Below are 24,377 nucleotides of genomic sequence, written 5' to 3'. Positions count from 1 at the left end.
TTGCTGCTTGGTGTAGCGCCGCCTCGAGTCGGCGCCCTCTTCTTTACTTGATGGGCGCCGTGATGCCGAGCCGGAACAGAGTTGCCTGGCTGGTATCGGTCAGCTCGCCAACCCCCACCACGCTCCACAGCTCCTCTTCCAGCTTCTTGGCCTTGTGAATGGCGAACTTGGCGATGTAGTCCAGCTCGTTGGCGATGAAGTTGGTATCGGGGCGACCGGTACGGGAGATGCCGACCAGCACAGAGTAGAACTCCCCCTGGCGCAGTGCCTGCTCGATGAAGCTGCGCTTCTCCGCCACGTTCTGGAAGCTGCTGGCGAGCCGGCTGGTGAAGATGGGCAGACCGGTCGCCGTCTGCAGACTGGCGATATAGACCTCCTCCTCCTGGGGCTGATCCTCCCGCTCGATGGCCCGCAGCGGGTTCATGATGAGCTGCTTGAGCAACTCCCCCTGGAACAGCGGGTAGAGGTTGTCCTGATCGCCCTGCTCGGCACAGGCCTTGAGCAGCCGCGACAGGCTGCGCGGCTGCGGCGCATGGCCGACCGAGGCCGGCTTGGGCGCACCCTTGAGCTTGTTGATGTAGACCGGGGTGCAGAAGACGTGGTGGGTATAGATGTTGCGCAGTGCCCGCGCCATGCCGCGATAACGGCGCTGCTCCTGGGCCGCTTTGAGCTTGTTCTGGTTGCTCTCGATCAGAAGCTTGAAGAACTGGCGGCCGGTGTGGCGCTCGGGATCCCCCTCGATGCACAGGTGCAGCACGGTGCGGGTCAGGTTGATGCTGACCAGCCGGTAGGGGAGGCGTTGCAGATCCATGCTCTTGGAGAGTTCCTGCAGGCGCGGCAGGGCAATGGTGACTATGTCGTCCTTCGCCCCCTCGAACGGCTCTTCCAGCTCGATTTGCATGCCGTGGGCCGAGATGTCGCGGGTCCAGCCGAGCCAGGCCCGGCCATTGTGCTTGATGGCGACGGCGGTCTTGTGGATGTAGCGAGCCTCCTTACGCAGCTGGACATAGTGCAGCGTCTCGATCTCGAAGGGGGCGGCACTGCTGTCGTGACCGAAGCGTTGCAGCTCGTTGGCGTTGTGCTGGCTGCTGGCGTCGAACTGGAACTCTTCCCGCTGGCTGTCGAGGCCGACTTGCTGCAGCAGACCGACGTAGCTTATCTGCTTGAGCCGCTCCTGCAGCAGCATGTCCTGCAGCTGGGGGCTCTCCTTGCCCTGCTGACTGGCCAGATCGGCCTCGTGCAGATCGCAGCGCTCCAGACTGAACTTGTAGACTCGCCAGCTGGGGCGACGGGCCCCGACCTGGAAGAAGAGCGACATCAGGCCGCTTTGCAGCAGCTCCTCCCGGGTGGCGGAGAAGAAGTAGAGGTGGCTGCGCACCGAATGGGTAAAGCAGTAGATCAGGGTCTCTTTCAATTCTCCCTTCGCCGGCAACAGGGCCTGCATGCGGGTGGCCGAGAACAGGCTGGCGAGCATGTCGCGGTTCTTGGCGTCGCGCCAATACTCCAGGATGTGCTGGTTGTTCTCGGTGCGCAGGGCGATCTCGAGGCTGGGACTGTCGCCCGAGCCGAAGAACAGCGGCATGCCGGTCATGCGCGGCAGGTAGAACTGCTCATACCCCTTGATGATGGCCGCGGACAGCAGGTAGTCGACGCTGACCCGGTAGCGGCTCTTGTTGCTCTCGATGAAGTCATTCAGAAACTGGTCGAAGGCCGGGTGCTCGCCGGTCTTGATCAGCCTGAGCCAGTATTTCCCCTCCTTGCTCTCTTCCCCGAGGATCTGGTAGCTGACCGAATGGTGCAGGACGGGGTTGGGGTGATCCCGCTCCAGCCCGGTGAAGAACACCTCGACCTGAGCGCCGGTCTGGTAGTTGGGCAGATAGGGCACCGAAACCCGGATCCCGCCCAGAGAGAGATCGGAACTCTTGGCGAACAGCTTGTCGCCATCGGCGAACTTGATCACCACGGGGGAGCTGAAGTGCATCCGCTCCTGGCGCCGGCCATAGTAGCTGGCAAAGGAGATGGGATTGACGTCGTACTGGCGAAACGGGCTGACGGGGGGCTGGAGTTGGCCGTCGTTCTTGCCATGCTGGTATTTTTGCCAGTATTGCAGCGCTTCGTAGACCCCCAGGGTGTAGTCATCCTTGTAGAGGTAGCACTGGGACTGGAACAGGCCGATGGCCTCGGCCGGCATGAAATGGGTGATCCCTTCGAACTCGTGCACCAGGCACTCATCGCCCAGCTCGTCGCGCATGTCGATGACCCGGCGGCAGGGGGTGCATTTGCGTTTGAGCTCCATCTTGATCAGAAAACGGCTGTTGCTGTTCTCGTCCTGGGTCAGGCGATTGAAGATGTCATCGAAATCCTTTTCTCTGAGCAGAGGAATAAGTTGTTCAATCAGGTGCTGTTGTTGTTCTGATTCCATGTGTTCCTGCCACGGAAAGTCACTTTTCCGATTCTGGGTTTGATCTGTCGGTCGCAAACAAGTATATCAAGCAGGAATTCATCCTGTCCCCGAGTTATCCATGGCCAAAAACAAAACTGCCTATGTTTGTACCGAATGTGGCGCCGACTTCACACGCTGGCAGGGCCAGTGCAGTGAGTGCAAGGAGTGGAACACCATCAGCGAGGTGCGTCTCGGCTCGGTGACCCCGGGCAAGAGCGCCCGCTACAGCGGCTATGCCGGCGCCGTCGGCAGCCAGGTGCAGACGCTGGCGGAGATCGCCACCACCGAGATCCCCCGCTTCTCTTCCGGCTTCAAAGAGCTGGATCGGGTGCTTGGCGGCGGCGTGGTGCCGGGGTCGGCCATCCTGATCGGTGGCAACCCGGGGGCGGGCAAGTCGACCCTGTTGCTGCAGACCATGTGCGGCCTGGCCGAGCGAATGAAGACCCTGTACGTCACCGGTGAGGAGTCGTTGCAGCAGGTGGCGATGCGGGCATCGCGCCTCGGCCTGCCCACCGACAAGCTGCGCATGCTGTCGGAGACCTCGGTCGAGCAGATCTGCCTGATTGCCCAGCAGGAGCAGCCGCAGATCATGGTCATCGACTCCATTCAGGTGATGCATGTGGCGGATGTGCAGTCGGCGCCGGGGTCCGTCTCCCAGGTGCGGGAAGCGGCCGCCCTGCTGACCCGCTATGCCAAGCAGAATCACGTCGCCATTTTCATGGTGGGCCACGTGACCAAGGATGGCACCCTGGCCGGTCCCAAGGTGCTGGAACACTGCATCGACTGTTCCGTGCTGCTCGACGGCAGCCACGACTCCCGCTTTCGCACCCTGCGCTCCCACAAGAACCGCTTCGGGGCGGTCAACGAGCTGGGGGTTTTCGCCATGACCGGGCAGGGGATGCGGGAAGTGAGCAACCCTTCCGCCATCTTCCTCAGCCGCGGTGAGGAGCAGGCGCCCGGCTCCATCGTGATGGTGATCTGGGAGGGCACGCGTCCGCTGCTGGTGGAGTTGCAGGCGCTGGTGGACTACTCCCAGCTCTCCAATCCACGCCGGGTGGCGGTGGGGATGGATCACAACCGGCTCGCCATGCTGCTGGCAGTGCTGCATCGCCACGGCGGGCTGCAGATGGCGGATCAGGATGTCTTCATCAACGTGGTCGGCGGGGTCAAGGTAGAGGAGACCAGTGCGGATCTGGCTCTGCTGCTGGCCATGGTCTCCAGTTTTCGCGATCACTCCCTGCCCAAGGATCTGGTGGTGTTCGGCGAGGTGGGGTTGTCCGGCGAGATCCGGCCCGTGCCGTCCGGCCAGGAGCGGCTGCAGGAGGCGGCCAAGCATGGCTTCCGCCGGGCCATAGTGCCGCACGCCAATGCCCCCAAGCATCCCATCGAGGGCATGGAAGTGGTGCCGGTCAAGAAGCTGGCCGATGCCCTGGAGGCGCTGTAAGCAGAACAGGGTTCGCAGACGGGCAACAAAAAGGAGCGCAACGGGCGCTCCTTTTTATTGGGTGATGGGGCAGTGGCTCAGGGGTGGGGGTGTTCGAGATGCTCGCTCAGCAGCTGTTCCAGCTCCCTGTGCAGCAACTCTTCATCGCCGACGTTGAGCTCGATCATCCGTTTGAGATGGGTGGCGCTGTCGATATCGATATGGTGGCAGTAGAACCCCAGCTTCTTGCTGGCTTCATGGGTCAGCATGACCAGCATCTTGATCTCGATGTCACTGCCGCTCAGCACGAAGCTGAGTGAGTACTCTTTGTCGTCATTGCTTTCCCAGTCATCGGGCCGGATCAGCAGGGCGCCTTGCAGGGAAATATCGACCAGCTGGGTCCGCCATTTTTTATCGCCCTGGACGAGATCGGCCATGGTCAAGTAAAGGATCCGTGAAAAACGGCGACGCTCGGACATTCTCATCTCCTGTCAGCAATAGGTACGGGTGCTATAGGTCATGACATAGAGTGTAATGCACCTTGCACATCAGGATCTTGAACTGGCTCCGAAATTGGATATCAAACCTGCTGGGCGCTGAGTGACTCTACTACCTGCAGTGCCTTGATCAGCCGATCTTCCTGCTTGAAACGATCTTCCAGCACGGGGCCAAGCTGGTTCAAGTCTTCATCCAGCAGCAGCATCTGGGCCTCGTCCGCGTTGCTGTACTTGTCGTTGAACTCCAGCGCGAACTCGGTGCAGGCGCGGATATGGGGGTAGATGCGCTTGGCCAGCTCCAGCTTGTCGCCGCTGGCCTGTTCGAAAGCGGTCACCACATGGTGGTAGATCTCGAAGTGGCCGGCACTGACGTAGTCGACCAGCTGTTCGCAGAAACTTTGCAGTTCCACATGGCCCGGGAGCGAGCGCTGCTTGCTGTTGCGGGTGGGTTTCAAGCCGGCGAGGCGCATGTACTCGACCAGCAGTGCCTGTCTGGCGTCCAGCCAGTCATCGATAGCTCTGTGCTTTCCTGCCAATGCGCGTTTGGTTTGTTCCAGTTCAGTTAACATACTCCCTCCGTGGGGCATAGGCATGGAGTGCTATCGTGACAGGCCTCCGGCCTTTTTATGGACTGACGACACCTTCCTATAACTAGGGAAAATCCGGTTGACCGTCAATAGGGGCATGGGGATATTGTTACACCGGGTGGTGTTTTGGTTACAAGGCGCCATCATTTGCTCTCCTCTTCCCGTCAATTACGATCACGAAGGGGCGAGATATGTGACTATTTCCGCAGATCTTGATGAAAACCCCAGCATTCAAGCCAATCCGGCTGATAAAGCCTTTGCCTGAGTGTTTTTTTTTGAATAGAGTGGCCCGGTGCTAAATGCCCGATCATAAAGGAAATGTTATGAACAAAGCTCAACTTGTCGATGCAATTGCAGCCAAAGCAGATCTGAGCAAAGCTCAGGCCAAAGTTGCTCTGGAAGAGATCATCAATGGTATTACCCAGAGCCTGAAAGAAGGTGATGCTGTGCAGTTGGTGGGTTTTGGTACCTTCAAGGTGAACCATCGCGCTGGCCGTACCGGTCGCAATCCGCAAACTGGTAAAGAGATCCAGATTGCAGCCGCGAATGTGCCGTCCTTTGTGGCAGGCAAGGCGCTCAAAGACGCCGTCAAGTAATCCCCCAAAACCCGGCGCCAGCCGGGTTTTTTATTGCCATCGTCAGCGGAAATTGTTTCAGATACACTCAAGATATGGCGTGCGCTGTAGTGAGGTGGATGATGGAACAGAAAAATGCCATTCGGCAGGTTGCCGTACCTTGGGCTCCGTCCCGCCAACTCCCTCCGGGCCTGGTCGTGGCCGAACTTCATCAGGATATCTGGAGCGATTCCCTCACCATCATGCTGGGCAGGGCTCGCAGCATCGATCTGCCGCCGCAGATCCTGTGCCGGGTCTATTTCCGGCATATCTTCGCGGTGCGGGTCATGGAGGATTGCGATCTGGCCGAGGGCAAGGATAGTCATGCCATCGAGGAGCAGATCCAGCTCATCACCCCGTCCCGGTTTGCCAGCTGGTTCCATCAGGAGTCGGACGGCCTGCATCTGGATGAGGATCTGCAGCACTATCGCATCTCGACCTGGGATTACTGCGCCGATGTGCTGACTTCCAGGGCGCCCGAGCTCCAGTTCGTGGACAAAGGCGATTAGCGAGGCTGAAGAGACAATAAAAAAACCGGCAACACTGGGTGTTGCCGGTTTTTTTATTGGTCGATACGGGGTGAGTTCAGCCGAGCAGTTGATCCCGATGCAATCCCAGCACGATGAGCAAGCCGATGAAGTAGAAGGCGCTGAGCTTGACGCCCAGGATGGCGAGCAGACCGGCGCAGAGCCGGACGATGGCCTTGTGCAGCCAGGAACCAGTGAAGCGGTACATGGTTACTCCGCCGCTTCGGTGACGGCGAATTCCGGCACCTTGGCCATGGCATCCAGCACTACCTGGATATCTGCTCCCGGCTTGCAGGCATTTTCGCTCAGGTGACGGCGCCAGGCACGGGCACCCTGCATGTTCTGGAACAGCCCCAGCATGTGGCGGGTCATGTGGGAGAGATAGTTGCCCTTGGCCAGCTCCTGTTCGATATAGGGCAGCATCATCCGCACCACCTCGTGGCGACTCGGCACGGCGTTGTTCTGGCCGAATACTAGATTGTCCACCTGCGCCAGAATGTAGGGGTTCTGATAGGCCTCGCGCCCCATCATGACGCCATCCAGGCGCTGCAGGTGCTCGAGGGTCTGTTCAAGGGAAGTGACGCCGCCGTTGATGGAGATGGTGAGATCCGGGTAATCCTGTTTGACCCGGTAGACGCGGGGATAGTCTAGCGGCGGGATCTCGCGGTTCTCCTTGGGGCTCAGACCGCTCAGCCAGGCCTTGCGGGCATGGACGATGAAGGTATCGCAACCGGCGTCGCGCACCTGTTCGATGAAGGCCTGCAGAAATTCGTAGGAGTCCTGATCGTCGATGCCGATGCGGGTCTTCACCGTTACCGGAATGTCGACCAGATCGCGCATCGCCTTGACGCAGTCGGCCACCAGTGCGGGCTCGCCCATCAGGCAGGCGCCGAAGCGGCCGTTCTGTACCCGATCGGAGGGGCAGCCAACGTTGATGTTTACCTCGTCATAGCCACGCTCCTCGGCCAGCTTGGCGCAGCGTGCGAGATCGGCCGGATTGCTGCCACCCAGTTGCAGGGAGATGGGATGTTCCTGCTCGCTGTACCCCAGGTAATCCCCCTTGCCGTGAATGATGGCGCCGGTGGTCACCATCTCGGTATAGAGCAAGGTCTGGCGAGTCATCAGACGATGGAAATAACGGCAATGCCGATCGGTCCAGTCCAGCATGGGGGCGATGGAAAAACGCTGCGCCTGCATAAAAATCATCCGGGTTGGCTAAACAAAGGGGGCGGATTTTACCACAACGTGAGGCAGCCCCAGAAAATGAATTTTGTCACCGCGCCAAAGGGGGCCCTGTGATAGTATCCGGCTAATAAAAAGGGTAATTGCGTGATCATGAATCAAGACCAACTTTTACAACGAGCCGAACGACTCTGCGAACAACGTGGGATCCGCTTCACCCCTACCCGACGTCAGGTGTTCAGGCTGCTTGCTGCCCATGGCAATGCCATCAGCGCCTATGATTTGTTGGCCCAGTTGCAGCAGACAGAGGCACACGCCAAGCCGCCGACCGTTTATCGGGCGCTCGATTTTCTGCTCGAACAGGGTTTTGCCCACAAGGTGGAGTCGCTCAACGCCTTCATATTCTGCTGTCACTTCGACCATGCCCACCCGATGCAGTTGCTCATCTGTGACCAGTGCGGCGAGGTGGTCGAGCTGCATGATCCGGCGATCGATGGCGCGTTTTCCGAGCAAGCCAAGTTGCATGGCTTTACTATTACCAATAAGACGATTGAGGCACATGGCCAATGTGCTCGCTGTACGCCCACTGTAGGAAGTCAACATGAAGGCTGATTTTGTAAACCCGTTCCTGCTCTCCCTGCTCAATGTGCTCTCCACCATGGCACAGCTTGAGCTCAAGCCGGGCAAACCCAAGCGCAAGATGGACGAGCTGGCGCGCGGTGATGTCTCCGGCCTCATCGGCATGGTCGGCCCGCAGACCCGGGGATCCCTCTCCATCAGCTTCGAGAAGGGGCTGGCACTGGAGATCATGCGCCGCATGCTGGGCGAGGCGCCGGCCACCATCAATGAAGAGGTGACCGACATGGTGGGCGAGATCACCAACATGGTGACCGGCGGTGCCAAGCGCATGCTGGGGGAGAAGGGGTATGAATTCGACATGGCGACTCCCATCATCGTCTCCGGTATCAACCACACCATCACCCATCGTGCCGACGGCACCAAGATCATGATGCCGTTTGAATCAGATTACGGTCGGGCAACCATCGAAATCTGCTTCGAGTAACCCTATGTGGAAAGCGCTGAAATGGTTCTTCATCGGCTGGGCCCTGCTGCTTATCCTCTCTGACATCGAGATCACCACCTCGCTCTACAAGTACGAAGACAACCGGGTGCTCGTGAATTTTCCGCGTTGGCAGGCAGCACAGCCCTGGGGAACCTTTGAGTGGCATGCCGGGCGAGTGGAGACCCACTGGTACGGACTGGCCGGCAAACCCAAACCGGATCCGCTGCTGTAACGGCAGACCCCGCCCAACGAAAGAGGCCAGCTGATGCTGGCCTCTTTCGTTATTGGCTGACGGGTCAAGCGGCTTCTGCCGCCAGCGCCTCGCGGGGGCGTTGCAGCATGCCGAGGCCGCAGGTCAGCAAGGTCGGCAGCAACCAGGCCAGCCCCTTGTCGAACAGCGGCAGGAAGGCGAACGCATCCATCTGCATGCCGGCAGCGCCCAGCCCGTCCAGGCAGCCGAACAGAAAAGCCACCAGCAGCACGGCGCGAAACGCCAGCCGTGGTCGACCGAAACGGCCCTGTGCAAAGGTGACCAGCACCAGCGCGATGGCGACCGGATAGATGGCGACCAGGATCGGAATGGAGAGGCTGATGAGCTGGCTCAGCCCGACGTTGGCCACCAGGATGGAGACGCATCCCATCAGCAGTACCCACTTGCGGTATGTCCAGCCGGCCAGACCGTGGAAGTAGTCGGCGCTGGCGCAGAGCAGGCCGACCGCGCTGGTGAAGCAGGCCAGGGTAATGATGGCGGCCAGGATCAACTGACCGGAGTGGCCAAACAGGCTCAGCACATAGGCGTTGACGATGGCGCCGCCATTGTCGACGCTGGTCACCACGCCTGCTGCGCTGTTGCCGAGGTAGAACAGGGAGATGTAGACCGCCGAGAGACCAACCGCCGAGATGAGCCCTGCGATGGTCAGGTACTTGAACTGGCTCGGGTAGTCCTCGATCCCCCTGCGCTGCAGCAGGCCGATGATGAGGGCGCCAAACATCAGGGAGCCGAGGGTATCCATGGTGTTGTACCCCTCCAGCATGCCCTTGATGAGCGGCGTATCCGTATAGTCACCACTGGCCTCTGGCTGGGTGCCTTGCGGGTCAACCAGGACCCCGATCGCCAGGATCAGCAGCATCACCATCAAGACAGGGGTCATGTATTTGCCCACTGCATCCAGCAGCCTGCCTCGGTTCAGCGATACCAGGATCACCAGTGTGAAGAAGAGCAGGCTGTAGAGCAGCAGACCGTGCTGGCCGGCGTCACCCAGCCAGGGCTTGAGCCCCATTTCATAAGCCACCAGGCCGGTACGGGGGGTGGCGAAGGCCGGCCCCATGATGATGTAGATGGCAATGGCCAGCGCCGTGGCTGCCCAGGTCGGCAGATGGCGGGTCATCGCCGTCCAGCCACTGCTGCCCTGTCCGGCGCTGCCTCTGGCAACGGCGACCAGGGTCAGCAGGGGCAGGCCCACCGCCGTCAGCAGAAAACCGACCATGGCGGCCAGCAGATGCTCACCGGCCATGAAGCCGGCCAGCGGTGGAAAAATGATGTTGCCTGCCCCTAGATAGAACGCAAACGTCATAAAACCCAGTCCGAATATGTCGGACAACTTCAGTGATTTCGTCAAACCTGACCTCATCTGCCTTATCAGCTTGTTCTTGTTGATTGCACCCACTGCCTGGCAGATAACCGGATAACAATGCTTCCCTCTCCTGTGCCATCGGAAGATCGTCACAGGAGTACCATCTTGAGCATAAAGAAGAGATATTTGATCTCAATCACACATTAATATCTTGAAACAATTTAGTTGGCCAGAATAAATCACCGATAGAACTGCAGTTGGCGGAAGCGAGAGGGCAGAGCGGGAAAGAGCGTGTCTGCATGGCATAGCTGACGGGAAACCATGCCGGGCGAGATGGCACACAAACAAAAGAGCCTGCACAAGGCAGGCTCTTTGACATGGGGGGGAGCGAAATCAGGCGGCTTCGGCAGCCAGTTTCTCGCCGGAGCGTACCAGCATCCCGAGGCCACAGGCCAGCAGGGTCGGCAGCAACCAGGCCAGGCCCTTGTCGAACAGCGGCAGGAAGGCGAAGGCATCCATCTTCATGCCGGCGGCACCCAGGCCGTCTAGGCAGCCAAACAGGAAGGCAACCATCAACACGCCACGGAACACCAGGCGCGGGCGACCGAAGTAACCTTTCAGGAAGGTGACCAGCACCAGCGCAACGGCAACCGGGTAGATGGCAACCAGTACCGGGATGGAGAGGCTGATGAGCTGGCTCAGACCCACGTTGGCCACCACGGCGCAGATGACGCCCAGCAAGACCACCAGCTTCTTGTAGCTCATGCCGGTGAGGTTGTGGAAGAAATCGGAGCAGGCGGAGATCAGACCCACGGCGGTGGTGAAGCAGGCCAGGGTGATGATGGCGGCCAGAATGAACTGGCCCGGCTGGCCGAACAGGCTCAGTACGTAGGCATTGACGATGGCGCCGCCGTTGCTGACGTCGGTGGCGACGCCGGCAGCCGTATTGCCCAGCTGGAACAGGGAGACATAGACCACGGACAGACCGATGGCGGAGATGATGCCGGCGATGGCCAGGTACTTGAACTGGCTACGGTAGTCCTGGATGCCTTTCTGGCGCAGCAGGTCGACGATCAGGGCGCCAAACATCAGGGACGCCAGGGTGTCCATGGTGTTGTAGCCTTCCAGGATCCCTTTCACGAAGGGGCCATTCTGATAGTCGCCGGAAGAGACGGGCATGGAGCCTTGCGGCGCCACGAATACACCGATGGCCAGAGTCAGCAGCAACAGCATCAGCAGCGGAGTCAGGTATTTGCCGATGGCGTCCATCAGCTTGCCCTGATTCAGAGAGACCAGGATGGCCACCCCGAAGAACAGCACTGTGTAGGCAAACAGGCCGGCTTGGCCCATGTCGCCGATGAAGGGTTTGAGGCCCATCTCGTAGGCCACCAGACCGGTACGGGGGGCGGCGAAGGCCGGGCCGATGATGATGTAGATGGCGACGGCCAGTGCGGTGGCCACGCCGGCCGGCAGCAGCTTGGTCATGCCGGCCCAGCCGTTGCCGGCCTTGGCGACGGCAATGATGGTGATGAGGGGCAGACCCACGGCGGTCACCAGGAAGCCCAGCATGGCCAGAGAGAGGTGTTCACCTGCCATGTAGCCGGCCAGCGGCGGGAAGATGATGTTACCGGCGCCCAGATAGAACGCGAAGGTCATGAAGCCCAGTCCGAGCACGTCGGACAATGTGAGTGATTTCGTCAAGTTCAACCTCGTCTGTCTTGTAAACTATTGCTTGTTATAGTTTTTTATTGGTCGGTGACCGGCGTTGTTCAGGGGTAAAAAAAAGGAGCCCCGCTTGTTTTTTCATCGCAACCAGTGGTTTGAGCTGGTCTGGAGCGGGCGCTCGTTTAGGAGTCAGCATAATGGCGTGAAAAAATAGTTCAAGACGAAATTTACATCTTCAAATAGAAGGGGCTGGTCAGTTGGATATATCTGTCGGAATAGGTTCCCTCAGCAGAATGGATCACAATTTCACTCCTATCACACCTGTTTAATCCTCTGCCAAGTAGCAATAAAACACGATTTGCCTCTTTTCCCGCCCTGGTGATAACAGCTGTATAACAAACGGCATGCAGATCATAATCCGCCGAAATGCATAAAATTTCATCGGCCATGGCCGTCGGCACGACCAGTGCGACCTGGCCATCGGGGGCCAGCAAGCGGTCGCAGGCGGCCAGCAGAGCATGGCTGTCGAGGGCGCCGGTATGGCGGGCCATCGCTCTGGCCGGATCGCGAAATGACTGGCCCGCCACGAAGTAGGGGGGGTTGGCGACGATGAGATCGTAAGGGTCGGCCTGATACCCCTGAATGGCGCTCTCTATGATGGTGACCCGCAGCGGCCAGGGGGAGGCGGCCGCGTTCTCGCGGGCCTGCTGCGCCGCATGCTTATCCAGCTCCACCGCATCGATGCGGCAGTCGGCGTGGCTGCGTTGGGCCAGCATCAGGGCGATGAGGCCGCTGCCGGTGCCAATGTCGAGGATCCGGCGGGCCTTGCCGAGCGGTGCCCAGGCGCCCAGCAGAATGCCGTCGGTGCCCACCTTCATGGCGCAGCGATCGTGCTCGACGTGAAACTGTTTGAAGGTAAAACCGCTGTTTCGTGCCATTCGACTCCCGTCCTGTACCCGCCTCGCAGAAAATGGTCGGCGATTATAGCGGCTAAGGCACAGTCACCATAGGAGCCGACGACATAATCGCCTATAATCTGCCGTTTCCTTAATGACCGAGTATTGCCATGAGCCAGTCCTTTGATGATTTCGACCTGAATCCAGCCCTCAACCGGGCCTTGGCCGAGATGGGTTTCACCCGCCCCACCACCATCCAGCAGATGGTGCTGGAGCCAGCCCTGGACGGCCGCGATATTCTGGCATCCGCCCCGACCGGCACCGGCAAGACCGCCGCCTTCCTGTTGCCGGCGCTCCAGCATCTGCTGGACTTCCCGCGCCGCAAGCCGGGCCCCTGCCGCATGCTGGTGCTGACCCCGACCCGCGAGCTGGCGCTGCAGGTGACCGCTCACGCCAAGGCGCTGGCTGCCCACACCAATCTCAGCATCGAGACCATCATTGGCGGCGTCAGCCACGAAGAGCAGCTGCCGGCCCTGACCAAGACCACCGACATCGTGGTGGCCACCCCGGGTCGTCTGCTCGAGTACATCGAGAAAGAGGAGTTCGAGAGCCACGACATCGAGGTGCTGGTGCTGGATGAAGCGGATCGCATGCTGGACATGGGCTTCATCAAGGACGTGAACCGCATCGTCGAAGAGGCGCGCTATCGCAAGCACACCATGCTCTTCTCTGCCACCCTGGAAGGGGCAGGCCTCGAGAAGTTCGCCAGCGAGATCCTCAAGGAGCCGGTGGAGCTGCACGCCGAGCCGCCGCGCAGCGAGCGTCGCCCGATCACCCAGTGGGTTCACCTGGCCGACGACGCTGCCCACAAGCTGGCCCTGCTGGTGCACATCCTGAAGAACCCGGAAACCCAGAAAGCCATCATCTTCGTCAAGACCCGCGAGCGGCTGGCGGAGCTCTCCGGCCAGCTGCAGGCGGCGGGCGTGCCCTGCGCCTGGATCCGTGGCGAGATGGAGCAGGCCAAGCGCATCGAGTCGATCCGCAAGTTCCATGAAGGGGAGGTGCCCTTCCTTATCGCCACCGACGTGGCCGCCCGCGGCATCGACCTGCCGAATGTCAGCCACGTCATCAACTACGACATGCCTTACGGCGCCGATGTTTACGTTCACCGTATCGGCCGTACCGGCCGTGCCGGCAACCGCGGTTGTGCCATCAGCCTGGTGGAGGCCCACGACATGGCCATGGTGGCCAAGATCGAACGCTACACCGAAGAGCGCCTCAAGCGTCGGGTGATCGACGAGCTGCGTCCCAAGCACAAGGAGGCGCGGGTGCCGGTGAAGAAGAAAAAGCCGAAGGACGACAAGAAGAAGTCTGCAAAGAAGAAAAAGAAGTAAGCCTGCCCGCCACAACGGCCATCCCCGGATGGCCGTTGTGCTTTTTGGCGTTTGATGGGCCGGATGTCGGGCAGAAAAAAGCCGACGCATAAACGTCGGCCAATAAAAAGTGCTTACAACAGAGGATTCACCTATTCAGACTGGAGGATCCTGAAATTGGTTCCCTCGGGTCGTAATTAATTTTCAGCGCGTTTGAACATCAGGGTGTTGGCGTCGGACTCTTCCGGTACGAAGTAGTAGCCGTCGGCGTTGAACCCGGTCAGCTGTTCCACCTTGGTGAGTCGGTGCTTGATGATGTGACGGGCCATCATGCCGCGCGCCTTCTTGGCGTAGAAGCTGATGATCTTGAACTGGCCGTTCTTCTCGTCCTTGAACACTGGCGTGATGATACGCCCCTGTAGGGCCTTGGGGCGTACCGACTTGAAGTACTCGTCGGAGGCGAGATTGATCAGCACCTCGTCCCCCTGGGCGGCCAGCGCCTTGTTCAGGTGTTCGGTGATGATGTCGCCCCAGAACTGGTAGAGATCCTTGCCGCGCGCGTTGTCGAGCCGAATGCCCATCTCCAGTCGGTAGGGCATCATCAGATCGAGTGGACGCAGCACCCCGTACAGGCCGGAGAGCATGCGCAGGTGGGCCTGGGCGAAGTCGAGATCTGCCTCGCTGAAATCTTCCACCGCCAGCCCCGTGTAGACATCCCCCTTGAAAGCCAGCAGTGCCTGACGGGCGTTGGCCGGGGTGAAATCAGGCTGCCAGTCGGCAAAACGGGCGGCGTTGAGGCCGGCCAGCTTGTCGCTGATCTTCATCAGGCTGGCGATCTGGTCCGGGCTCAACTGGCGGGCGCGGCCGATCAGTTCGGCGGAGTGGTCCAGCAGCTCGGGTTGGGTGAAACGGGAAGTCACCAGCGGCGACTCGTAGTCCAGCGTCTTGGCCGGGGAAACCACAATCAGCATAACGATCCTTTATAGCGGTGACGCACGCCCCTCATTCATCCAGGGTGACGTTGTCGAGTGTGCCTGAACCCAGCTGCTCTCGGCCCGACAGCTTGATCAGCAGTCGCAGGTCGTTGGCCGAGTCGGCATGGGCAAGGGCCTCACTGTAGCCAATTTGGCCGGCACAGAACAGGGCGAACAGCGCCTGATCGAAGGTCTGCATGCCGAGTTCGGTGGACTTGGTCATCACCTCCTTGAGCCGGTGCATCTCCCCCTTGCGGATGATGTCGGTGATGAGCGGGGTGTTGAGCAACACCTCGAAGGCGGCAAAACGACGCCGTCCATCCGGGCTGGGCAGCAGTTGCTGGGCCACGATGGCGCGCAGATTGAAGGAGAGATCGAACAGGAACTGACGGTGTTTCTCCTGCGGCACCAGGTGCAGGATGCGGTCCAGCGCCTGGTTGGCATTGTTGGCGTGCAGGGTGGCGAGGCAGAGGTGACCGGTCTCGGCAAACTGCAGGGCAAACTCCATGGTCTCCTGGCTGCGAATTTCGCCGATCAGGATCACGTCAGGGGCCTGGCGCAGCGAGCTTTTCAGCGCCACGTCGAACGACGCTGTGTCTATGCCTACCTCGCGCTGGGTGATCAGGCTGCGGCCGTGCTGATGCACGAACTCCACCGGATCTTCCACCGTCAGGATGTGGCCGTCCACATGCTGGTTGCGATAGCCGATCATGGCCGCCTGGGTGGTGGATTTGCCGGCGCCGGTGGCACCGACGAACAGCACCAGCCCGCGCTTGGCCAGGGCTATCTCCTGCAATATGGGGGGCAGCGCCAGCTCGTCGAAGGTGGGGATGCGGGTCTCGATACGGCGCAGCACCATGCCCGGCAGCTCCTGCTGCCAGAAGGCGCTGACCCGAAAGCGGCCAAGCTCCTCGCGGTGAATGGCGTAGTTGGCCTCCTTGGTGCGCAGGTAGCGTTCGAAATGCTCCGGGCTCAGGGTCTCCTTGACCAGCGTCAGTGCCCTTGCCTTGTCGAGGGGCGCTTCTGCCAGTGACTGCAGGTGGCCGTTGACCTTGAGGGTCGGCGGCGTGCCGACCGTGATGAACAGATCCGAGCCTTTGCGGGCGACCAGCTCGGTCAGCAGGGCATCCAGATTCATAACGACTCCTTCCCTAGATTCGTCGTGGTTAGATGGTGTTGGGGTCGACCGCCTTGGCCTTGGCATCCAGCGCCGCCACCATGCCGCGGCTCACCAGCTGCTTGAGGCTCTGATCCATGGTCTGCATGCCGTGGGTCATCCCGGTCTGGATCACCGAGTAGAGCTGGGCGATTTTGTCCTCCCGGATGAGGTTACGCACAGCCGGGATCCCCATCATGATCTCGTGGGCCGCCACCCGGCCGCCACCGATGCGCTTGAGCAGGGTCTGGGAGATGACCGCCCGCAGCGATTCGGAGAGCATGGAGCGCACCATGTCTTTTTCCGCACCGGGAAAGACGTCGATGATCCGGTCGATGGTCTTGGCCGCCGACGAGGTGTGCAGGGTGCCGAACACCAGGTGGCCGGTCTCGGCCGCGGTCATGGCCAGGCGAATGGTCTCGAGGTCGCGCATCTCGCCTACTAGGATGATGTCTGGGTCTTCCCGCAGCGCCGAGCGCAGGGCGTTGCTGAAGCTCTTGGTGTCGCGGTGCACTTCCCGCTGGTTCACCAGGCAGCGCTTGTTTTCGTGCACGAATTCGATGGGGTCTTCGATGGTGAGGATGTGGTGATGAAAGTTCTCGTTGATGTAGTTGACCATGGCCGCCAGGGTGGTGGATTTGCCCGAACCGGTCGGTCCGGTCACCAGTACCAGGCCGCGCGGGTATTCGGCAATCTTGCGAAAGATCTCCGGGGCGTCCAGATCTTCCAGGCTCAGCACAGTGCTGGGGATGGTCCGAAATACCGCGCCGGAGCCGCGCGCCTGCTGGAAGGCGTTGACCCGGAAGCGAGCGAGGTTTGGCACCTCGAACGAGAAGTCCACCTCGAAGTTCTCTTCCAGTTCCTTGCGCTGGTGGTCGTTCATGATGTCATAGATGAGGGCGTGTACTTCCCGGTGCTCCAGGGCGGGCAAATTGATCTTGCGAACCTCGCCATCAACCCTGATCATCGGGGGAACCCCGGCCGAGAGGTGTAGATCCGAGGCTTTATGTTTTACACTGAAAGCCAATAACTCTGTGATATCCATAGATTTGTCATTCTCCCATCACAAGATCACGAACGAAACATGAGCCAGATTGCCGAGCACCTGCTTCAGGTAAAGGAACGTATTGTACAAGCCGCCAGCCGGGCTGGCCGACGCGGCGATCACATCCAGCTGCTGGCGGTCAGCAAGACCAAACCGCTGGAGGCCGTTTGCGAGGCCTATGCCGCCGGTCAACGCCGCTTCGGCGAATCCTACGCCCAGGAAGCGGCCACCAAGATAGATACCCTGCGCGAGCAAGGGGCCTGTACAGACATAGAGTGGCACTTTATCGGCCCGCTGCAATCGAACAAGTCCAAGCTGGTGGCCGAGCGGTTCGACTGGGTACAGAGCGTGGACAGAGAGAAGCTGATCGAACGCCTCAACAACCAGCGCCCGACCGGGCTCGCGCCGCTAAATGTCTGTCTGCAAATCAATATTAGCGGAGAGAGCAGCAAATCCGGAACGTCGGAACAAGAGATTTTCCGTCTGGCCGAACTGGTCTCCCGCTGCGAGCGGCTGCGGCTGCGCGGTCTGATGGCCATTCCGGAGCACACCAGTGACGAGGCGGTACTGGCTGTCCAGATGGCGCGTATGCAGACTCTGTTCACCGAGCTTGCGCGACAATACCCGGGCGTGGACACCCTCTCGATGGGGATGACCGAGGATCTCGAACTGGCGATCGGCCACGGCAGCACCATGGTGCGGGTCGGTACCGCCATCTTCGGTGCCCGCGACTATTCATGAGCAGGAGCCCGTGATGCGGTGCATGCGGGCTCTGCTTTCTTCAGATCACAGGAGTGTTTGATGCAGTACAGAACCCTCGCCTTTATCGGGGCAGGCAACATGAGCCGCAGCATCATTGCCGGCCTGGTTCAGGCGGGCTACCCGGCCGAGCGGATCATTGCCGCCAACCCAAGCCGGCCCAAGCTGGATGCGCTGGCCGGCGACTACGGCATTCGCGTCACCCAGGACAACGCCGAGGCGGCCCGGGCGGCCGAAGTGATCGTGCTGGCGGTCAAGCCGCAGCTGATGGCGGCCATGCTGAGCGCGCTGTTGGCACAGCTGGGCACGCTGGAGGGCAAGCTGCTCGTCTCCATCGCCGCCGGCATCAAGGTGGCACGGCTGGCGGAGATGGCGGGCGGCCACGGCCGGATCATCCGCACCATGCCGAACACCCCCTCTCTGCTGGGGCTGGGCATGACCGGGCTGTACGCCCCACCCGACATCGAGCAGGCCGATCGTGAGTTGGCCGAGCAGATGATGCAGGCGGTGGGCAAAACCCTCTGGGTGGAGCAGGAGTCCGGCATCAACGGCGTCATCGCCGCGGCCGGCAGCGCGCCTGCCTACTTCTTCCTGTTCATGCAGGCCATCGCCGAGGAGGCCGAGGCCATGGGCTTCTCCCCCGAGCAGGCCCGACTGCTGGTGCAGCAGACCGCCCTTGGCGCGGCTGCCATGGTCGAGCAGAATCCCGAGCTGTCGCTGCAGACCCTGCGCGAGCAGGTGACCAGCAAGGGCGGCACCACCGCCGAAGCGATCAAGACCTTCCAGCAGCAGGGGCTGATGCCGCTGACTGCACATGCCATGCAGGCGGCCGTTGCCCGGGCCGGCGAAATGGAAACCCTGTTCTGAACCCGATTTTCGTTACTCTCAGTTGCAACCTGGAGCCCAGATGAACACTGCTTACTTTCTGATTAACACGATTTTTGACCTCTATCTCATGGTGGTGCTGTTGCGCGTCTGGCTGCAGTGGGCCCGTGCCGACTTCTACAACCCCATGAGCCAGATGGTGGTCAAGCTGACCAATCCGCTGGTGGTGCCGCTGCGCCGGGTCATTCCCGGGCTGGGCGGGCTGGATCTGGCCTCGGTGCTGCTGGCGCTGCTGATCGCCTTCGCCAAGCTGGCGCTGCTCAAGAGCATGAACGTGCTGCTGGCTGACTGGCTCACCCTCAGCCTGTTTGCCGCCCTCACCGTGCTGAAGAAGGCCGGCTCCATGATCTTCTGGGTGCTGCTGATCCGCGCCATCCTGAGCTGGGTCAGCCAGGGTCGCAACCCCATCGAGTACGTGATGCACCAGCTGACCGAGCCCTTCCTGGCCCCCATCCGTCGCATTCTGCCGGCGCTGGGCGGGTTGGATCTCTCCGTGCTGGTCGCCTTTATCGGGCTGCAGGCCATAAACTATCTGTTGGGGGATCTGTTCGGCCAGCTGTGGTGGATGATTTGATGGCAGCCGTCCTGCGGGAAGGGGATGAGCTGGTATTGCATCTGATGATCCAGCCCAAGGCGAGTCGGGATCAGATCGTCGGATTGCACGGAGAAGAGTTGAAAGTGGCCATCACGGCGCCGCCGGTGGATGGTCAGGCCAACAGCCACTTGATCAAGTATCTGGCCAAGCAGTTCAAGGTGGCCAAGGGGCAGGTTCGCATCGTGCGGGGGGAGCTGGGACGGCACAAGACGGTCGCCATCGAGGCGCCCAGGCAGATCCCCGCCGAGGTCAGTGCCCTGCTGGACAATCAGGGTTAACACGAGAAGGATGACACCATGAAAACAGCCTGGATAAGCTGCCTGCTGGCACTGTTGCTGACCTTGCCCCTGCGGGCCGAACAGATGAAGGAGCTGGGCCCCTGGCAGGTGCACTACAGCGCCTTCAACTCCAGCTTCCTCACCCCCGAGGTGGCCAAGGCCTATGGCCTGGAGCGCAGTCGCTACAACGGCATCGTCAACATCGCGGTGCAGAACAAGCAGGGGGTGGCCCAGGCGGTGGGGATCACCGGCGAGGCCAAAAACCTCACCGGCACCATCCGCAACCTGACCTTCCAGGAGGTCAAGGAGGGCAACGCCATTTACTATCTGGCGGTGCTGCCCTATCGCAACGAGGATACCTACCAGTTCACCCTGAAGATCATGGGGGAGGGGCAGCAGCAGACGCTGACCTTCCAGCAGACCTTCTACGTCGATTGATGCCGGCAGCCGCCATTCCCTGAAAAAAGCCCCGAACGCAGGTTCGGGGCTTTTTTATGACTTTATGACGGCGAGTCGGTCGGCGGGGTGAAGTCGTGGATCTCCCCCAGTCGTGGGGTGAAGCGAGGATCCTGATCCCGGTTGTGTTCCACCCACTCCATGGCCTGGCAGAAGCTCTCCCGCTTCGAGAATTCGCTGCGCACCTGATCGATGGCCCGCTCCGCGCTGCGCCGTTCCATCTTGCTGGCCTTTCGGTCGCTGAACTGTTGCTGCTGGGCCAGCATCCATTCGGTGAAGGCCTGGCGGCACTGTGTTTCGCTGGCCGCCTGGGCGGGCAGGGTCAGCAGCAGAGAGATCATCAATACAAAACGCATAACAAACCGGTGATTGAGGGGGTGGTTGCCTGAAAGGGCGGCATTTTATGCCGAAAACTTGAGCATGAACAGAGGGCGATGGCAGAAGATCGGGGCCGGCATGGCCGGCCCCGGGCAGGATCAGTGCTTGACCAGGTAGAGCTGGCGGCTGTAGGCCACGTCTTCCGGATTGTTGATGGGGTAACCCTTGAGCCAGGGCTTTATCAGCCGGGCGTTGGTGTACTGATAGATGGGGGCGATCGGCGCCTCCTCCAGCAGTACGGCCTCGGCCTCATCGAACAGGCGGGCCCGTTCACGGGGATCCTGACTGTTGGCCGCCTTGGCCAGCAGGGCATCGTAGCCGGCGTTGGCGAAGCGGGCCATGTTGCCGCTGTGGTGGGAGCCCCACAGGCCGAGGAAGGCAGATGGATCGTTGTAATCGGCCACCCATGAGGAGCGGATCACTTCGAACTGGCCGCTCTGACGGCTGTCGAGATAGCTCTTCCACTCCTGGTTGGTGAGTTCGACCTGGGCTCCCAGCTTCTGCTTCCACAGGTTGGCGATGGCCAGCGCCATCTTCTTGTGCACCTCGGCCGTGTTGTAGAGCAGGGTCAGCTTGAGCGGGTTGGCCGGGCCGTAGCCCGCCTCCTTGAGCAGGGCTCTGGCCTTGTCGTCGAGGACCTGCTGGCTGCTGCTGGAGAGCAGGTTGGCCTTGGGCTCGAAGCCGGCGACCACGTCCGGGGTGAAGTGATAGGCCGGTTTCTCACCCGTACCCAGGATCTTGTTGGCGATGAGGCCCCGATCGATGGTGTAGGAGAGCGCCTTGCGCACCCGCACATCGTTGAGGGGGGCGCGCTGGGTGTTGAAGGCGTAGTAGTAGGTGCCGAGCTGATCCGGGGTATAGACCTCGCCCGGGATCTGCTGCATCAGCTTGTGATACTGCTCCTTGGGGAAGGACTCGGTGATGTGCAGGTCACCGGCCAGGTAGCGGTTGGTGGCCGCACTCTCCTGGTTGATGGGCACGAAGGTGACCCTGGTCAGCACGGTATGGGCGCGATCCCAGTAGTAGGGGTTGGGGGTCAGCTCCAGCTTCTCGTTCACCACCCGGTGACTGAGCACGAAGGCGCCGTTGCCGACCAGCTTGCCGGGCTGGGTCCACTGGTTGCCGTATTGCTCCATGCTGGCACGATGCAGCGGTGACAGGCTGGGGTGGGTCAGCAGGCTCAGGAAGTAGGGCACCGGCTGGGAGAGGGTCACCTGCAGGGTATGCTGGTCGAGGGCCTTCACACCGAGTTCCTCGGGGGGGAGCTTGCCGGCCACTATGTCGTCCACCTTGTCGAAGCGGGCCAGCTGGGCGAACCAGGCAAAGGTGGCGGCCTCTTTGGGATCGACCAGTTTGCGCCAGCCGTAGACGAAGTCGGCGGCCTGTACGGGATCGCCGTTCGACCAGCGGGCGTCTGGGCGCAGATGGAAGGTGAAGCGCTGATTGCCCTGGTTGTCCCAGCTGGCGGCCACCCCGGGCAGCACCTTGCCGTCCGGCCCCTGGGTCAGCAGCCCCTCGTAGAGATCCCGCAGCACCTGCAGCTCGGGCAGGCCGACCAGCTTGAGCGGACTCAGGCTCGCCGGCTCGTCTTTCAGATGACGCACGACGGCCTGCTCGACGGCGAGCTGGGTGCCGGGCGGAACATCGGCAGCCTGGACACAGGCACTGCCCAGCAGGGCCAGCAGGAGACTCCATCCTTTCATGGTTAATCCTTCAAATAGTGTGAAGCGGGGAGAAAACTCGGCGATAAGTGGTCGCCGACAGACGGGAAATCATGATATCCCGTTTGCTGGTCAGACCGCCAGTATGAGTCCCTTGGATGAGGAGACTCCCCGGCATCTTATTTGACCCGCCATTCGGGCAGAGGAGTGAGCAATGAGAGCATGGATCCTGTTGGCCCTGGCCATCAGTCAGGGGGCCTGGGCGCTGGCGCCGTGCGAGCGGCAGAGCCAGGTCGGCAGCTGGTGCGAGGCAAACATCGCCGCGCTGCACCCCACCCAGGGGGGCGTGGGCCAGATCCAGGTCGACAACACCCAGGCCGAGCTGACGGGCAAGAGCGCAAAACAGCTCGACAAGGTGATGAAAAAGAAAGAGATCCCCATCGTCATCGCGCCCGATGGCGGCTACTGGCTGGTGGACAGGCACCATCTGACCAAGGCGCTGTGGCAACTCGGGGTGAAGCAGGTTCGGGTCAAGGTGATCGCCAGGCTGCAGGACAAGGCCAGCTTCTGGAGTCAGATGCAGGGCAACCATTGGGCCTGGCTCAGGGATGAGCAGGGGCAGCCCCTCACGCCGGAACAGTTGCCGAGCCGCATCGACTTGCTACCCGACTATCCCTATCGCACCCTGGCCGGGTTGCTGCAGGATGCGGGCTATTTTGACAAGCGGGAGCAGGTCTATTTTGTCGAGTTCGCCTGGGCCAGCTGGCTTGGCCGGCAGATGGACTGGCTGCCGATCGACAGCGCCAACCTGGCGGCTCGCCTCTATCAGGCCAAGCGACTGGCGTGCAGCAACAAGGCGGCCGATCTGCCCGGCTACCCCGGCAAGCAGTGCCGGGTCAATCCGCCCGATAGCGACAACTGAGCGACAGGATGAAAGCGGGGGGGCCATGGCCCCCCGCTGCATCATGATCGGGTCTCGCCCCAGCGGGCGGCAGCCTGTTCCAGCAGTGCCACCTCGCCTTGTTGGATCAGTGGCAGCAGGGCCTGCACCTGTTCATCTGGCCACTCCCACCAGGCCAGCGCCTGCAAACGGGCAATCTCGTCCTCAGCAAAGCGCATCCTGATAACCTTGGCCGGCGTACCGGCCACCATGGCATAGGGCGGCACATCCTGATTGACCAGGGCACGTGCCGCTATGATGGCGCCGTCGCCGATGGTGACCCCCGGCATGATCATGGCGTCCATGCCGAGCCAGACATCGTTGCCGATGCGGGTGTCGCCGGCCGGGCGGTAGCTGCGCCGGAGCGCCTCCACATCTGAAAACGGATAGGTGCTGATGAAGGCCGTGTTGTGGGTCTGGTTGCCCCCCATGATGATCTTCACCCCGGCGGCTATTTGCACATAGTCGCCGATGTGGAGCTGATCGATGTGCCAGAGCGGCTCCCAGCCGGTCTCCGGGCTGCGGCTGAAACGGTCGCCGTGCAGATAGCGCACGGCATGCTCTTCAAAGGGGCCGTCCCAGGCGCCGGAGTAGTAGCTGTGCCGTCCCTTGAGATGGATGTTGGGGTTGCTCACCGTCAGATGCAGGTATTCGACCTGCGACCAGTGTTGGCAGGGTTTCATGGCTGTTTCCTCGTTCAAATGGATAGGGGTGGATGACGCGAGGAGTGCAGCTAATAGATCCAGACCAGCAGGCGGGGCACGCACAGGGTCGAGCAGCCCAGCGCCTGGGGTAAACGGGGTCGCAGCATGGGAAGAGGGATCCTGAAGGGGGAGCTCCCATGGTAAGCCATGCCGGGGCGGGAGCCAAGCAGTGCACCAGCCAGCTGGTCAAAACCTGCACAAAATATCGGGTTGATATTCATTCTCAACTGGGCATGATAAAAGTCCCACCCATCGACCTGGGAGATCGGCATGACCCATCAAATCTGGCAGCGTTACATGCTGGAGGCTGAAAATGCGCTGGGCGCCGGCGCGCTCGGCACCGCCATCTGCCTCTATCAACAGGCCCTCGCCGAGGTGTATGAACTGAGTGACGGCGATCTGGATGAACTGGCCAGCATGCGGGTGGCAACCTGCCACCGGCTGGCCGATTTCTGGCGCGCCATGGAGGAGCCGGCCTACGAGCTGCGCTACCTCAAGCTGGCCTCCGAGCTGGTCACTGCGCTGGTGCCCCAGTGTCCGAACCGGGAGTGTGAATCCCTCATCAGTGAACTGGGCTGCTGCCGGGCGGCGCTGCTCTCTTTCCTCAAGCGCCACCCCAATCCCGATATCGCCCGTCTGATCCAGTTGCAGGATCAGGTGCAGGGCTGCGAGCTGATCGGCCGTTTTCGCCTCAACTGAGGA

The 24,377-nt window shown here is 61.1% G+C and carries 29 protein-coding genes; 15 read left to right on the top strand and 14 right to left on the bottom strand.

From position 1 onward, the window contains the following. Nucleotides 1-43: 43 nt before the first annotated feature. Entirely contained in the window at nucleotides 44-2,422 is a 2,379-nt protein-coding gene (locus CK627_RS00400; RefSeq protein WP_010636145.1) for a PilZ domain-containing protein, read from the bottom strand. A 100-nt stretch (nucleotides 2,423-2,522) separates the two neighbouring features. On the opposite strand from CK627_RS00400, the gene radA reads away from it, so the two are divergent. Continuing rightward, nucleotides 2,523-3,887 carry a DNA repair protein RadA gene (gene radA, locus CK627_RS00395; protein ID WP_005305075.1) on the top strand — a complete coding sequence of 455 codons (1,365 nt, stop codon included), beginning with the start codon at nucleotides 2,523-2,525 and terminating at the stop codon, nucleotides 3,885-3,887. Nucleotides 3,888-3,964: 77 nt separating this feature from the next. On the opposite strand, the gene CK627_RS00390 is transcribed toward radA, so the two are convergent. Beyond that, nucleotides 3,965-4,345: a PilZ domain-containing protein gene (locus tag CK627_RS00390; RefSeq protein ID WP_095591435.1), complete on the bottom strand. Its 381-nt coding sequence runs from the start codon at nucleotides 4,343-4,345 to the stop codon at nucleotides 3,965-3,967. 101 nt (nucleotides 4,346-4,446) lie between these two features. Continuing rightward, nucleotides 4,447-4,932, bottom strand: coding sequence for an Rsd/AlgQ family anti-sigma factor (locus CK627_RS00385; protein ID WP_005305066.1), 486 nt, complete (start codon nucleotides 4,930-4,932; stop codon nucleotides 4,447-4,449). A 97-nt stretch (nucleotides 4,933-5,029) separates the two neighbouring features. Here CK627_RS00385 and CK627_RS22435 point away from each other — a divergent pair, with 97 nt between their 5' ends. The 3 genes from CK627_RS22435 to CK627_RS00375 all read left to right on the top strand — a co-directional run bounded on the left by CK627_RS22435 (nucleotide 5,030) and on the right by CK627_RS00375 (nucleotide 6,073). Next, nucleotides 5,030-5,215, top strand: coding sequence for a hypothetical protein (locus tag CK627_RS22435; RefSeq protein ID WP_128830359.1), 186 nt, complete (start codon nucleotides 5,030-5,032; stop codon nucleotides 5,213-5,215). 58 nt (nucleotides 5,216-5,273) lie between these two features. Further along, nucleotides 5,274-5,546: a nucleoid-associated protein HU-alpha gene (gene hupA, locus CK627_RS00380; RefSeq protein WP_005305063.1), complete on the top strand. Its 273-nt coding sequence runs from the start codon at nucleotides 5,274-5,276 to the stop codon at nucleotides 5,544-5,546. Nucleotides 5,547-5,647: 101 nt separating this feature from the next. Next, a complete protein-coding gene (locus CK627_RS00375; RefSeq protein ID WP_010636148.1) occupies nucleotides 5,648-6,073 on the top strand; it encodes a hypothetical protein in 426 nt (141 codons plus the stop codon). Between the two features lie 76 nt (nucleotides 6,074-6,149). On the opposite strand, the gene CK627_RS00370 is transcribed toward CK627_RS00375, so the two are convergent. Both CK627_RS00370 and dusA read right to left on the bottom strand, forming a co-directional pair. Continuing rightward, nucleotides 6,150-6,299 carry a hypothetical protein gene (locus CK627_RS00370; RefSeq protein WP_005305049.1) on the bottom strand — a complete coding sequence of 50 codons (150 nt, stop codon included), beginning with the start codon at nucleotides 6,297-6,299 and terminating at the stop codon, nucleotides 6,150-6,152. 2 nt (nucleotides 6,300-6,301) lie between these two features. Further along, nucleotides 6,302-7,288, bottom strand: coding sequence for a tRNA dihydrouridine(20/20a) synthase DusA (gene dusA / locus CK627_RS00365; protein ID WP_095591434.1), 987 nt, complete (start codon nucleotides 7,286-7,288; stop codon nucleotides 6,302-6,304). A gap of 138 nt (nucleotides 7,289-7,426) precedes the next feature. Here dusA and zur point away from each other — a divergent pair, with 138 nt between their 5' ends. The 3 genes from zur to CK627_RS00350 are packed head-to-tail and all read left to right on the top strand — an operon-like array spanning nucleotide 7,427 to nucleotide 8,568. Continuing rightward, nucleotides 7,427-7,885 carry a zinc uptake transcriptional repressor Zur gene (gene zur, locus CK627_RS00360; protein ID WP_005305041.1) on the top strand — a complete coding sequence of 153 codons (459 nt, stop codon included), beginning with the start codon at nucleotides 7,427-7,429 and terminating at the stop codon, nucleotides 7,883-7,885. Next, nucleotides 7,875-8,336, top strand: a complete 462-nt coding sequence (locus CK627_RS00355) for a chemotaxis protein CheX (protein WP_019838909.1) — start codon at nucleotides 7,875-7,877, stop codon at nucleotides 8,334-8,336. Before zur ends, CK627_RS00355 begins: the two co-directional genes overlap by 11 nt. Nucleotides 8,337-8,340: 4 nt before the next feature. Next, nucleotides 8,341-8,568, top strand: coding sequence for a hypothetical protein (locus tag CK627_RS00350; protein WP_005305036.1), 228 nt, complete (start codon nucleotides 8,341-8,343; stop codon nucleotides 8,566-8,568). 64 nt (nucleotides 8,569-8,632) lie between these two features. Here CK627_RS00350 and brnQ (CK627_RS00345) read toward each other — a convergent pair whose 3' ends face one another. The 3 genes from brnQ (CK627_RS00345) to CK627_RS00335 form a co-directional block, all read right to left on the bottom strand. Further along, complete coding sequence (gene brnQ / locus CK627_RS00345) at nucleotides 8,633-9,910, bottom strand: branched-chain amino acid transport system II carrier protein (protein WP_026139214.1); 1,278 nt, start codon at nucleotides 9,908-9,910, stop codon at nucleotides 8,633-8,635. 393 nt (nucleotides 9,911-10,303) lie between these two features. After that, the gene (gene brnQ / locus CK627_RS00340) at nucleotides 10,304-11,611 is read right to left on the bottom strand and encodes a branched-chain amino acid transport system II carrier protein (RefSeq protein ID WP_005305030.1); all 1,308 of its coding nucleotides are present in this window, start codon (nucleotides 11,609-11,611) and stop codon (nucleotides 10,304-10,306) included. A 191-nt stretch (nucleotides 11,612-11,802) separates the two neighbouring features. Then, a complete protein-coding gene (locus tag CK627_RS00335; RefSeq protein WP_095591433.1) occupies nucleotides 11,803-12,513 on the bottom strand; it encodes a tRNA1(Val) (adenine(37)-N6)-methyltransferase in 711 nt (236 codons plus the stop codon). A 128-nt stretch (nucleotides 12,514-12,641) separates the two neighbouring features. On the opposite strand from CK627_RS00335, the gene srmB reads away from it, so the two are divergent. Beyond that, nucleotides 12,642-13,865: an ATP-dependent RNA helicase SrmB gene (gene srmB, locus CK627_RS00330; RefSeq protein WP_010636177.1), complete on the top strand. Its 1,224-nt coding sequence runs from the start codon at nucleotides 12,642-12,644 to the stop codon at nucleotides 13,863-13,865. Nucleotides 13,866-14,041: 176 nt separating this feature from the next. Here srmB and yaaA read toward each other — a convergent pair whose 3' ends face one another. The 3 genes from yaaA to tapT are packed head-to-tail and all read right to left on the bottom strand — an operon-like array spanning nucleotide 14,042 to nucleotide 17,019. Beyond that, entirely contained in the window at nucleotides 14,042-14,815 is a 774-nt protein-coding gene (gene yaaA, locus CK627_RS00325) for a peroxide stress protein YaaA (RefSeq protein WP_017783834.1), read from the bottom strand. Nucleotides 14,816-14,846: 31 nt separating this feature from the next. After that, a complete protein-coding gene (gene tapU, locus CK627_RS00320) occupies nucleotides 14,847-15,956 on the bottom strand; it encodes a type IVa pilus ATPase TapU (protein WP_095591432.1) in 1,110 nt (369 codons plus the stop codon). A 28-nt stretch (nucleotides 15,957-15,984) separates the two neighbouring features. Continuing rightward, nucleotides 15,985-17,019 carry a type IVa pilus ATPase TapT gene (gene tapT / locus CK627_RS00315; protein ID WP_005305010.1) on the bottom strand — a complete coding sequence of 345 codons (1,035 nt, stop codon included), beginning with the start codon at nucleotides 17,017-17,019 and terminating at the stop codon, nucleotides 15,985-15,987. A 39-nt stretch (nucleotides 17,020-17,058) separates the two neighbouring features. Between tapT and CK627_RS00310 the strand changes: the two genes are divergently transcribed. From CK627_RS00310 to CK627_RS00290, 5 genes are read left to right on the top strand one after another with little or no spacing between them, the layout of a single operon-like run. Next, on the top strand, nucleotides 17,059-17,760 hold the full coding sequence (locus CK627_RS00310) for a YggS family pyridoxal phosphate-dependent enzyme (protein WP_095591431.1): 702 nt from the start codon (nucleotides 17,059-17,061) through the stop codon (nucleotides 17,758-17,760). Nucleotides 17,761-17,820: 60 nt separating this feature from the next. Next, the gene (gene proC, locus CK627_RS00305; protein ID WP_095591430.1) at nucleotides 17,821-18,645 is read left to right on the top strand and encodes a pyrroline-5-carboxylate reductase; all 825 of its coding nucleotides are present in this window, start codon (nucleotides 17,821-17,823) and stop codon (nucleotides 18,643-18,645) included. A gap of 40 nt (nucleotides 18,646-18,685) precedes the next feature. Then, nucleotides 18,686-19,237: a YggT family protein gene (locus CK627_RS00300; protein ID WP_005305000.1), complete on the top strand. Its 552-nt coding sequence runs from the start codon at nucleotides 18,686-18,688 to the stop codon at nucleotides 19,235-19,237. Continuing rightward, the gene (gene yggU, locus CK627_RS00295; protein WP_005304998.1) at nucleotides 19,237-19,536 is read left to right on the top strand and encodes a DUF167 family protein YggU; all 300 of its coding nucleotides are present in this window, start codon (nucleotides 19,237-19,239) and stop codon (nucleotides 19,534-19,536) included. Before CK627_RS00300 ends, yggU begins: the two co-directional genes overlap by 1 nt. An 18-nt stretch (nucleotides 19,537-19,554) precedes the next feature. Next, complete coding sequence (locus CK627_RS00290) at nucleotides 19,555-19,974, top strand: DUF4426 domain-containing protein (protein ID WP_005304995.1); 420 nt, start codon at nucleotides 19,555-19,557, stop codon at nucleotides 19,972-19,974. A 62-nt stretch (nucleotides 19,975-20,036) separates the two neighbouring features. On the opposite strand, the gene CK627_RS00285 is transcribed toward CK627_RS00290, so the two are convergent. Further along, nucleotides 20,037-20,348, bottom strand: a complete 312-nt coding sequence (locus CK627_RS00285; RefSeq protein ID WP_005304992.1) for a hypothetical protein — start codon at nucleotides 20,346-20,348, stop codon at nucleotides 20,037-20,039. Between the two features lie 120 nt (nucleotides 20,349-20,468). Then, nucleotides 20,469-22,073 carry a peptide ABC transporter substrate-binding protein gene (locus CK627_RS00280; protein WP_095591429.1) on the bottom strand — a complete coding sequence of 535 codons (1,605 nt, stop codon included), beginning with the start codon at nucleotides 22,071-22,073 and terminating at the stop codon, nucleotides 20,469-20,471. A gap of 172 nt (nucleotides 22,074-22,245) precedes the next feature. On the opposite strand from CK627_RS00280, the gene CK627_RS00275 reads away from it, so the two are divergent. Further along, complete coding sequence (locus CK627_RS00275) at nucleotides 22,246-22,953, top strand: ParB-like protein (protein ID WP_095591428.1); 708 nt, start codon at nucleotides 22,246-22,248, stop codon at nucleotides 22,951-22,953. A 41-nt stretch (nucleotides 22,954-22,994) separates the two neighbouring features. On the opposite strand, the gene CK627_RS00270 is transcribed toward CK627_RS00275, so the two are convergent. Next, the gene (locus CK627_RS00270; protein ID WP_095591427.1) at nucleotides 22,995-23,654 is read right to left on the bottom strand and encodes a CatB-related O-acetyltransferase; all 660 of its coding nucleotides are present in this window, start codon (nucleotides 23,652-23,654) and stop codon (nucleotides 22,995-22,997) included. A gap of 291 nt (nucleotides 23,655-23,945) precedes the next feature. On the opposite strand from CK627_RS00270, the gene CK627_RS00265 reads away from it, so the two are divergent. After that, complete coding sequence (locus CK627_RS00265; RefSeq protein WP_005304979.1) at nucleotides 23,946-24,374, top strand: DUF2753 family protein; 429 nt, start codon at nucleotides 23,946-23,948, stop codon at nucleotides 24,372-24,374. Nucleotides 24,375-24,377 lie beyond the last annotated feature (3 nt).

Source organism: Aeromonas dhakensis, from assembly GCF_002285935.1.
Lineage (GTDB): Bacteria > Pseudomonadota > Gammaproteobacteria > Enterobacterales > Aeromonadaceae > Aeromonas > Aeromonas dhakensis.
This window is presented reverse-complemented; position numbering and strand designations above follow the sequence as displayed.

What these genes read in the sequence shown, in the direction of transcription:
- CK627_RS00370 (WP_005305049.1), bottom strand. Translation starts at nt 6,299, where the DNA reads ATGTACCGCTTCACTGGTTCCTGGCTGCACAAGGCCATCGTCCGGCTC.
- tapU (WP_095591432.1), bottom strand. Translation starts at nt 15,956, where the DNA reads ATGAATCTGGATGCCCTGCTGACCGAGCTGGTCGCCCGCAAAGGCTCG.
- hupA (WP_005305063.1), top strand. Translation starts at nt 5,274, where the DNA reads ATGAACAAAGCTCAACTTGTCGATGCAATTGCAGCCAAAGCAGATCTG.
- CK627_RS00285 (WP_005304992.1), bottom strand. Translation starts at nt 20,348, where the DNA reads ATGCGTTTTGTATTGATGATCTCTCTGCTGCTGACCCTGCCCGCCCAG.
- CK627_RS00355 (WP_019838909.1), top strand. Translation starts at nt 7,875, where the DNA reads ATGAAGGCTGATTTTGTAAACCCGTTCCTGCTCTCCCTGCTCAATGTG.
- CK627_RS00385 (WP_005305066.1), bottom strand. Translation starts at nt 4,932, where the DNA reads ATGTTAACTGAACTGGAACAAACCAAACGCGCATTGGCAGGAAAGCAC.
- dusA (WP_095591434.1), bottom strand. Translation starts at nt 7,288, where the DNA reads ATGCAGGCGCAGCGTTTTTCCATCGCCCCCATGCTGGACTGGACCGAT.
- proC (WP_095591430.1), top strand. Translation starts at nt 17,821, where the DNA reads ATGCAGTACAGAACCCTCGCCTTTATCGGGGCAGGCAACATGAGCCGC.
- CK627_RS00275 (WP_095591428.1), top strand. Translation starts at nt 22,246, where the DNA reads ATGAGAGCATGGATCCTGTTGGCCCTGGCCATCAGTCAGGGGGCCTGG.
- CK627_RS00335 (WP_095591433.1), bottom strand. Translation starts at nt 12,513, where the DNA reads ATGGCACGAAACAGCGGTTTTACCTTCAAACAGTTTCACGTCGAGCAC.
- tapT (WP_005305010.1), bottom strand. Translation starts at nt 17,019, where the DNA reads ATGGATATCACAGAGTTATTGGCTTTCAGTGTAAAACATAAAGCCTCG.
- CK627_RS00265 (WP_005304979.1), top strand. Translation starts at nt 23,946, where the DNA reads ATGACCCATCAAATCTGGCAGCGTTACATGCTGGAGGCTGAAAATGCG.
- CK627_RS00390 (WP_095591435.1), bottom strand. Translation starts at nt 4,345, where the DNA reads ATGTCCGAGCGTCGCCGTTTTTCACGGATCCTTTACTTGACCATGGCC.
- yggU (WP_005304998.1), top strand. Translation starts at nt 19,237, where the DNA reads ATGGCAGCCGTCCTGCGGGAAGGGGATGAGCTGGTATTGCATCTGATG.
- CK627_RS00270 (WP_095591427.1), bottom strand. Translation starts at nt 23,654, where the DNA reads ATGAAACCCTGCCAACACTGGTCGCAGGTCGAATACCTGCATCTGACG.
- CK627_RS00280 (WP_095591429.1), bottom strand. Translation starts at nt 22,073, where the DNA reads ATGAAAGGATGGAGTCTCCTGCTGGCCCTGCTGGGCAGTGCCTGTGTC.
- srmB (WP_010636177.1), top strand. Translation starts at nt 12,642, where the DNA reads ATGAGCCAGTCCTTTGATGATTTCGACCTGAATCCAGCCCTCAACCGG.
- yaaA (WP_017783834.1), bottom strand. Translation starts at nt 14,815, where the DNA reads ATGCTGATTGTGGTTTCCCCGGCCAAGACGCTGGACTACGAGTCGCCG.
- CK627_RS00310 (WP_095591431.1), top strand. Translation starts at nt 17,059, where the DNA reads ATGAGCCAGATTGCCGAGCACCTGCTTCAGGTAAAGGAACGTATTGTA.
- CK627_RS00400 (WP_010636145.1), bottom strand. Translation starts at nt 2,422, where the DNA reads ATGGAATCAGAACAACAACAGCACCTGATTGAACAACTTATTCCTCTG.
- CK627_RS00375 (WP_010636148.1), top strand. Translation starts at nt 5,648, where the DNA reads ATGGAACAGAAAAATGCCATTCGGCAGGTTGCCGTACCTTGGGCTCCG.
- CK627_RS00290 (WP_005304995.1), top strand. Translation starts at nt 19,555, where the DNA reads ATGAAAACAGCCTGGATAAGCTGCCTGCTGGCACTGTTGCTGACCTTG.
- radA (WP_005305075.1), top strand. Translation starts at nt 2,523, where the DNA reads ATGGCCAAAAACAAAACTGCCTATGTTTGTACCGAATGTGGCGCCGAC.
- zur (WP_005305041.1), top strand. Translation starts at nt 7,427, where the DNA reads ATGAATCAAGACCAACTTTTACAACGAGCCGAACGACTCTGCGAACAA.
- CK627_RS00350 (WP_005305036.1), top strand. Translation starts at nt 8,341, where the DNA reads ATGTGGAAAGCGCTGAAATGGTTCTTCATCGGCTGGGCCCTGCTGCTT.
- brnQ (WP_026139214.1), bottom strand. Translation starts at nt 9,910, where the DNA reads ATGACGTTTGCGTTCTATCTAGGGGCAGGCAACATCATTTTTCCACCG.
- CK627_RS00300 (WP_005305000.1), top strand. Translation starts at nt 18,686, where the DNA reads ATGAACACTGCTTACTTTCTGATTAACACGATTTTTGACCTCTATCTC.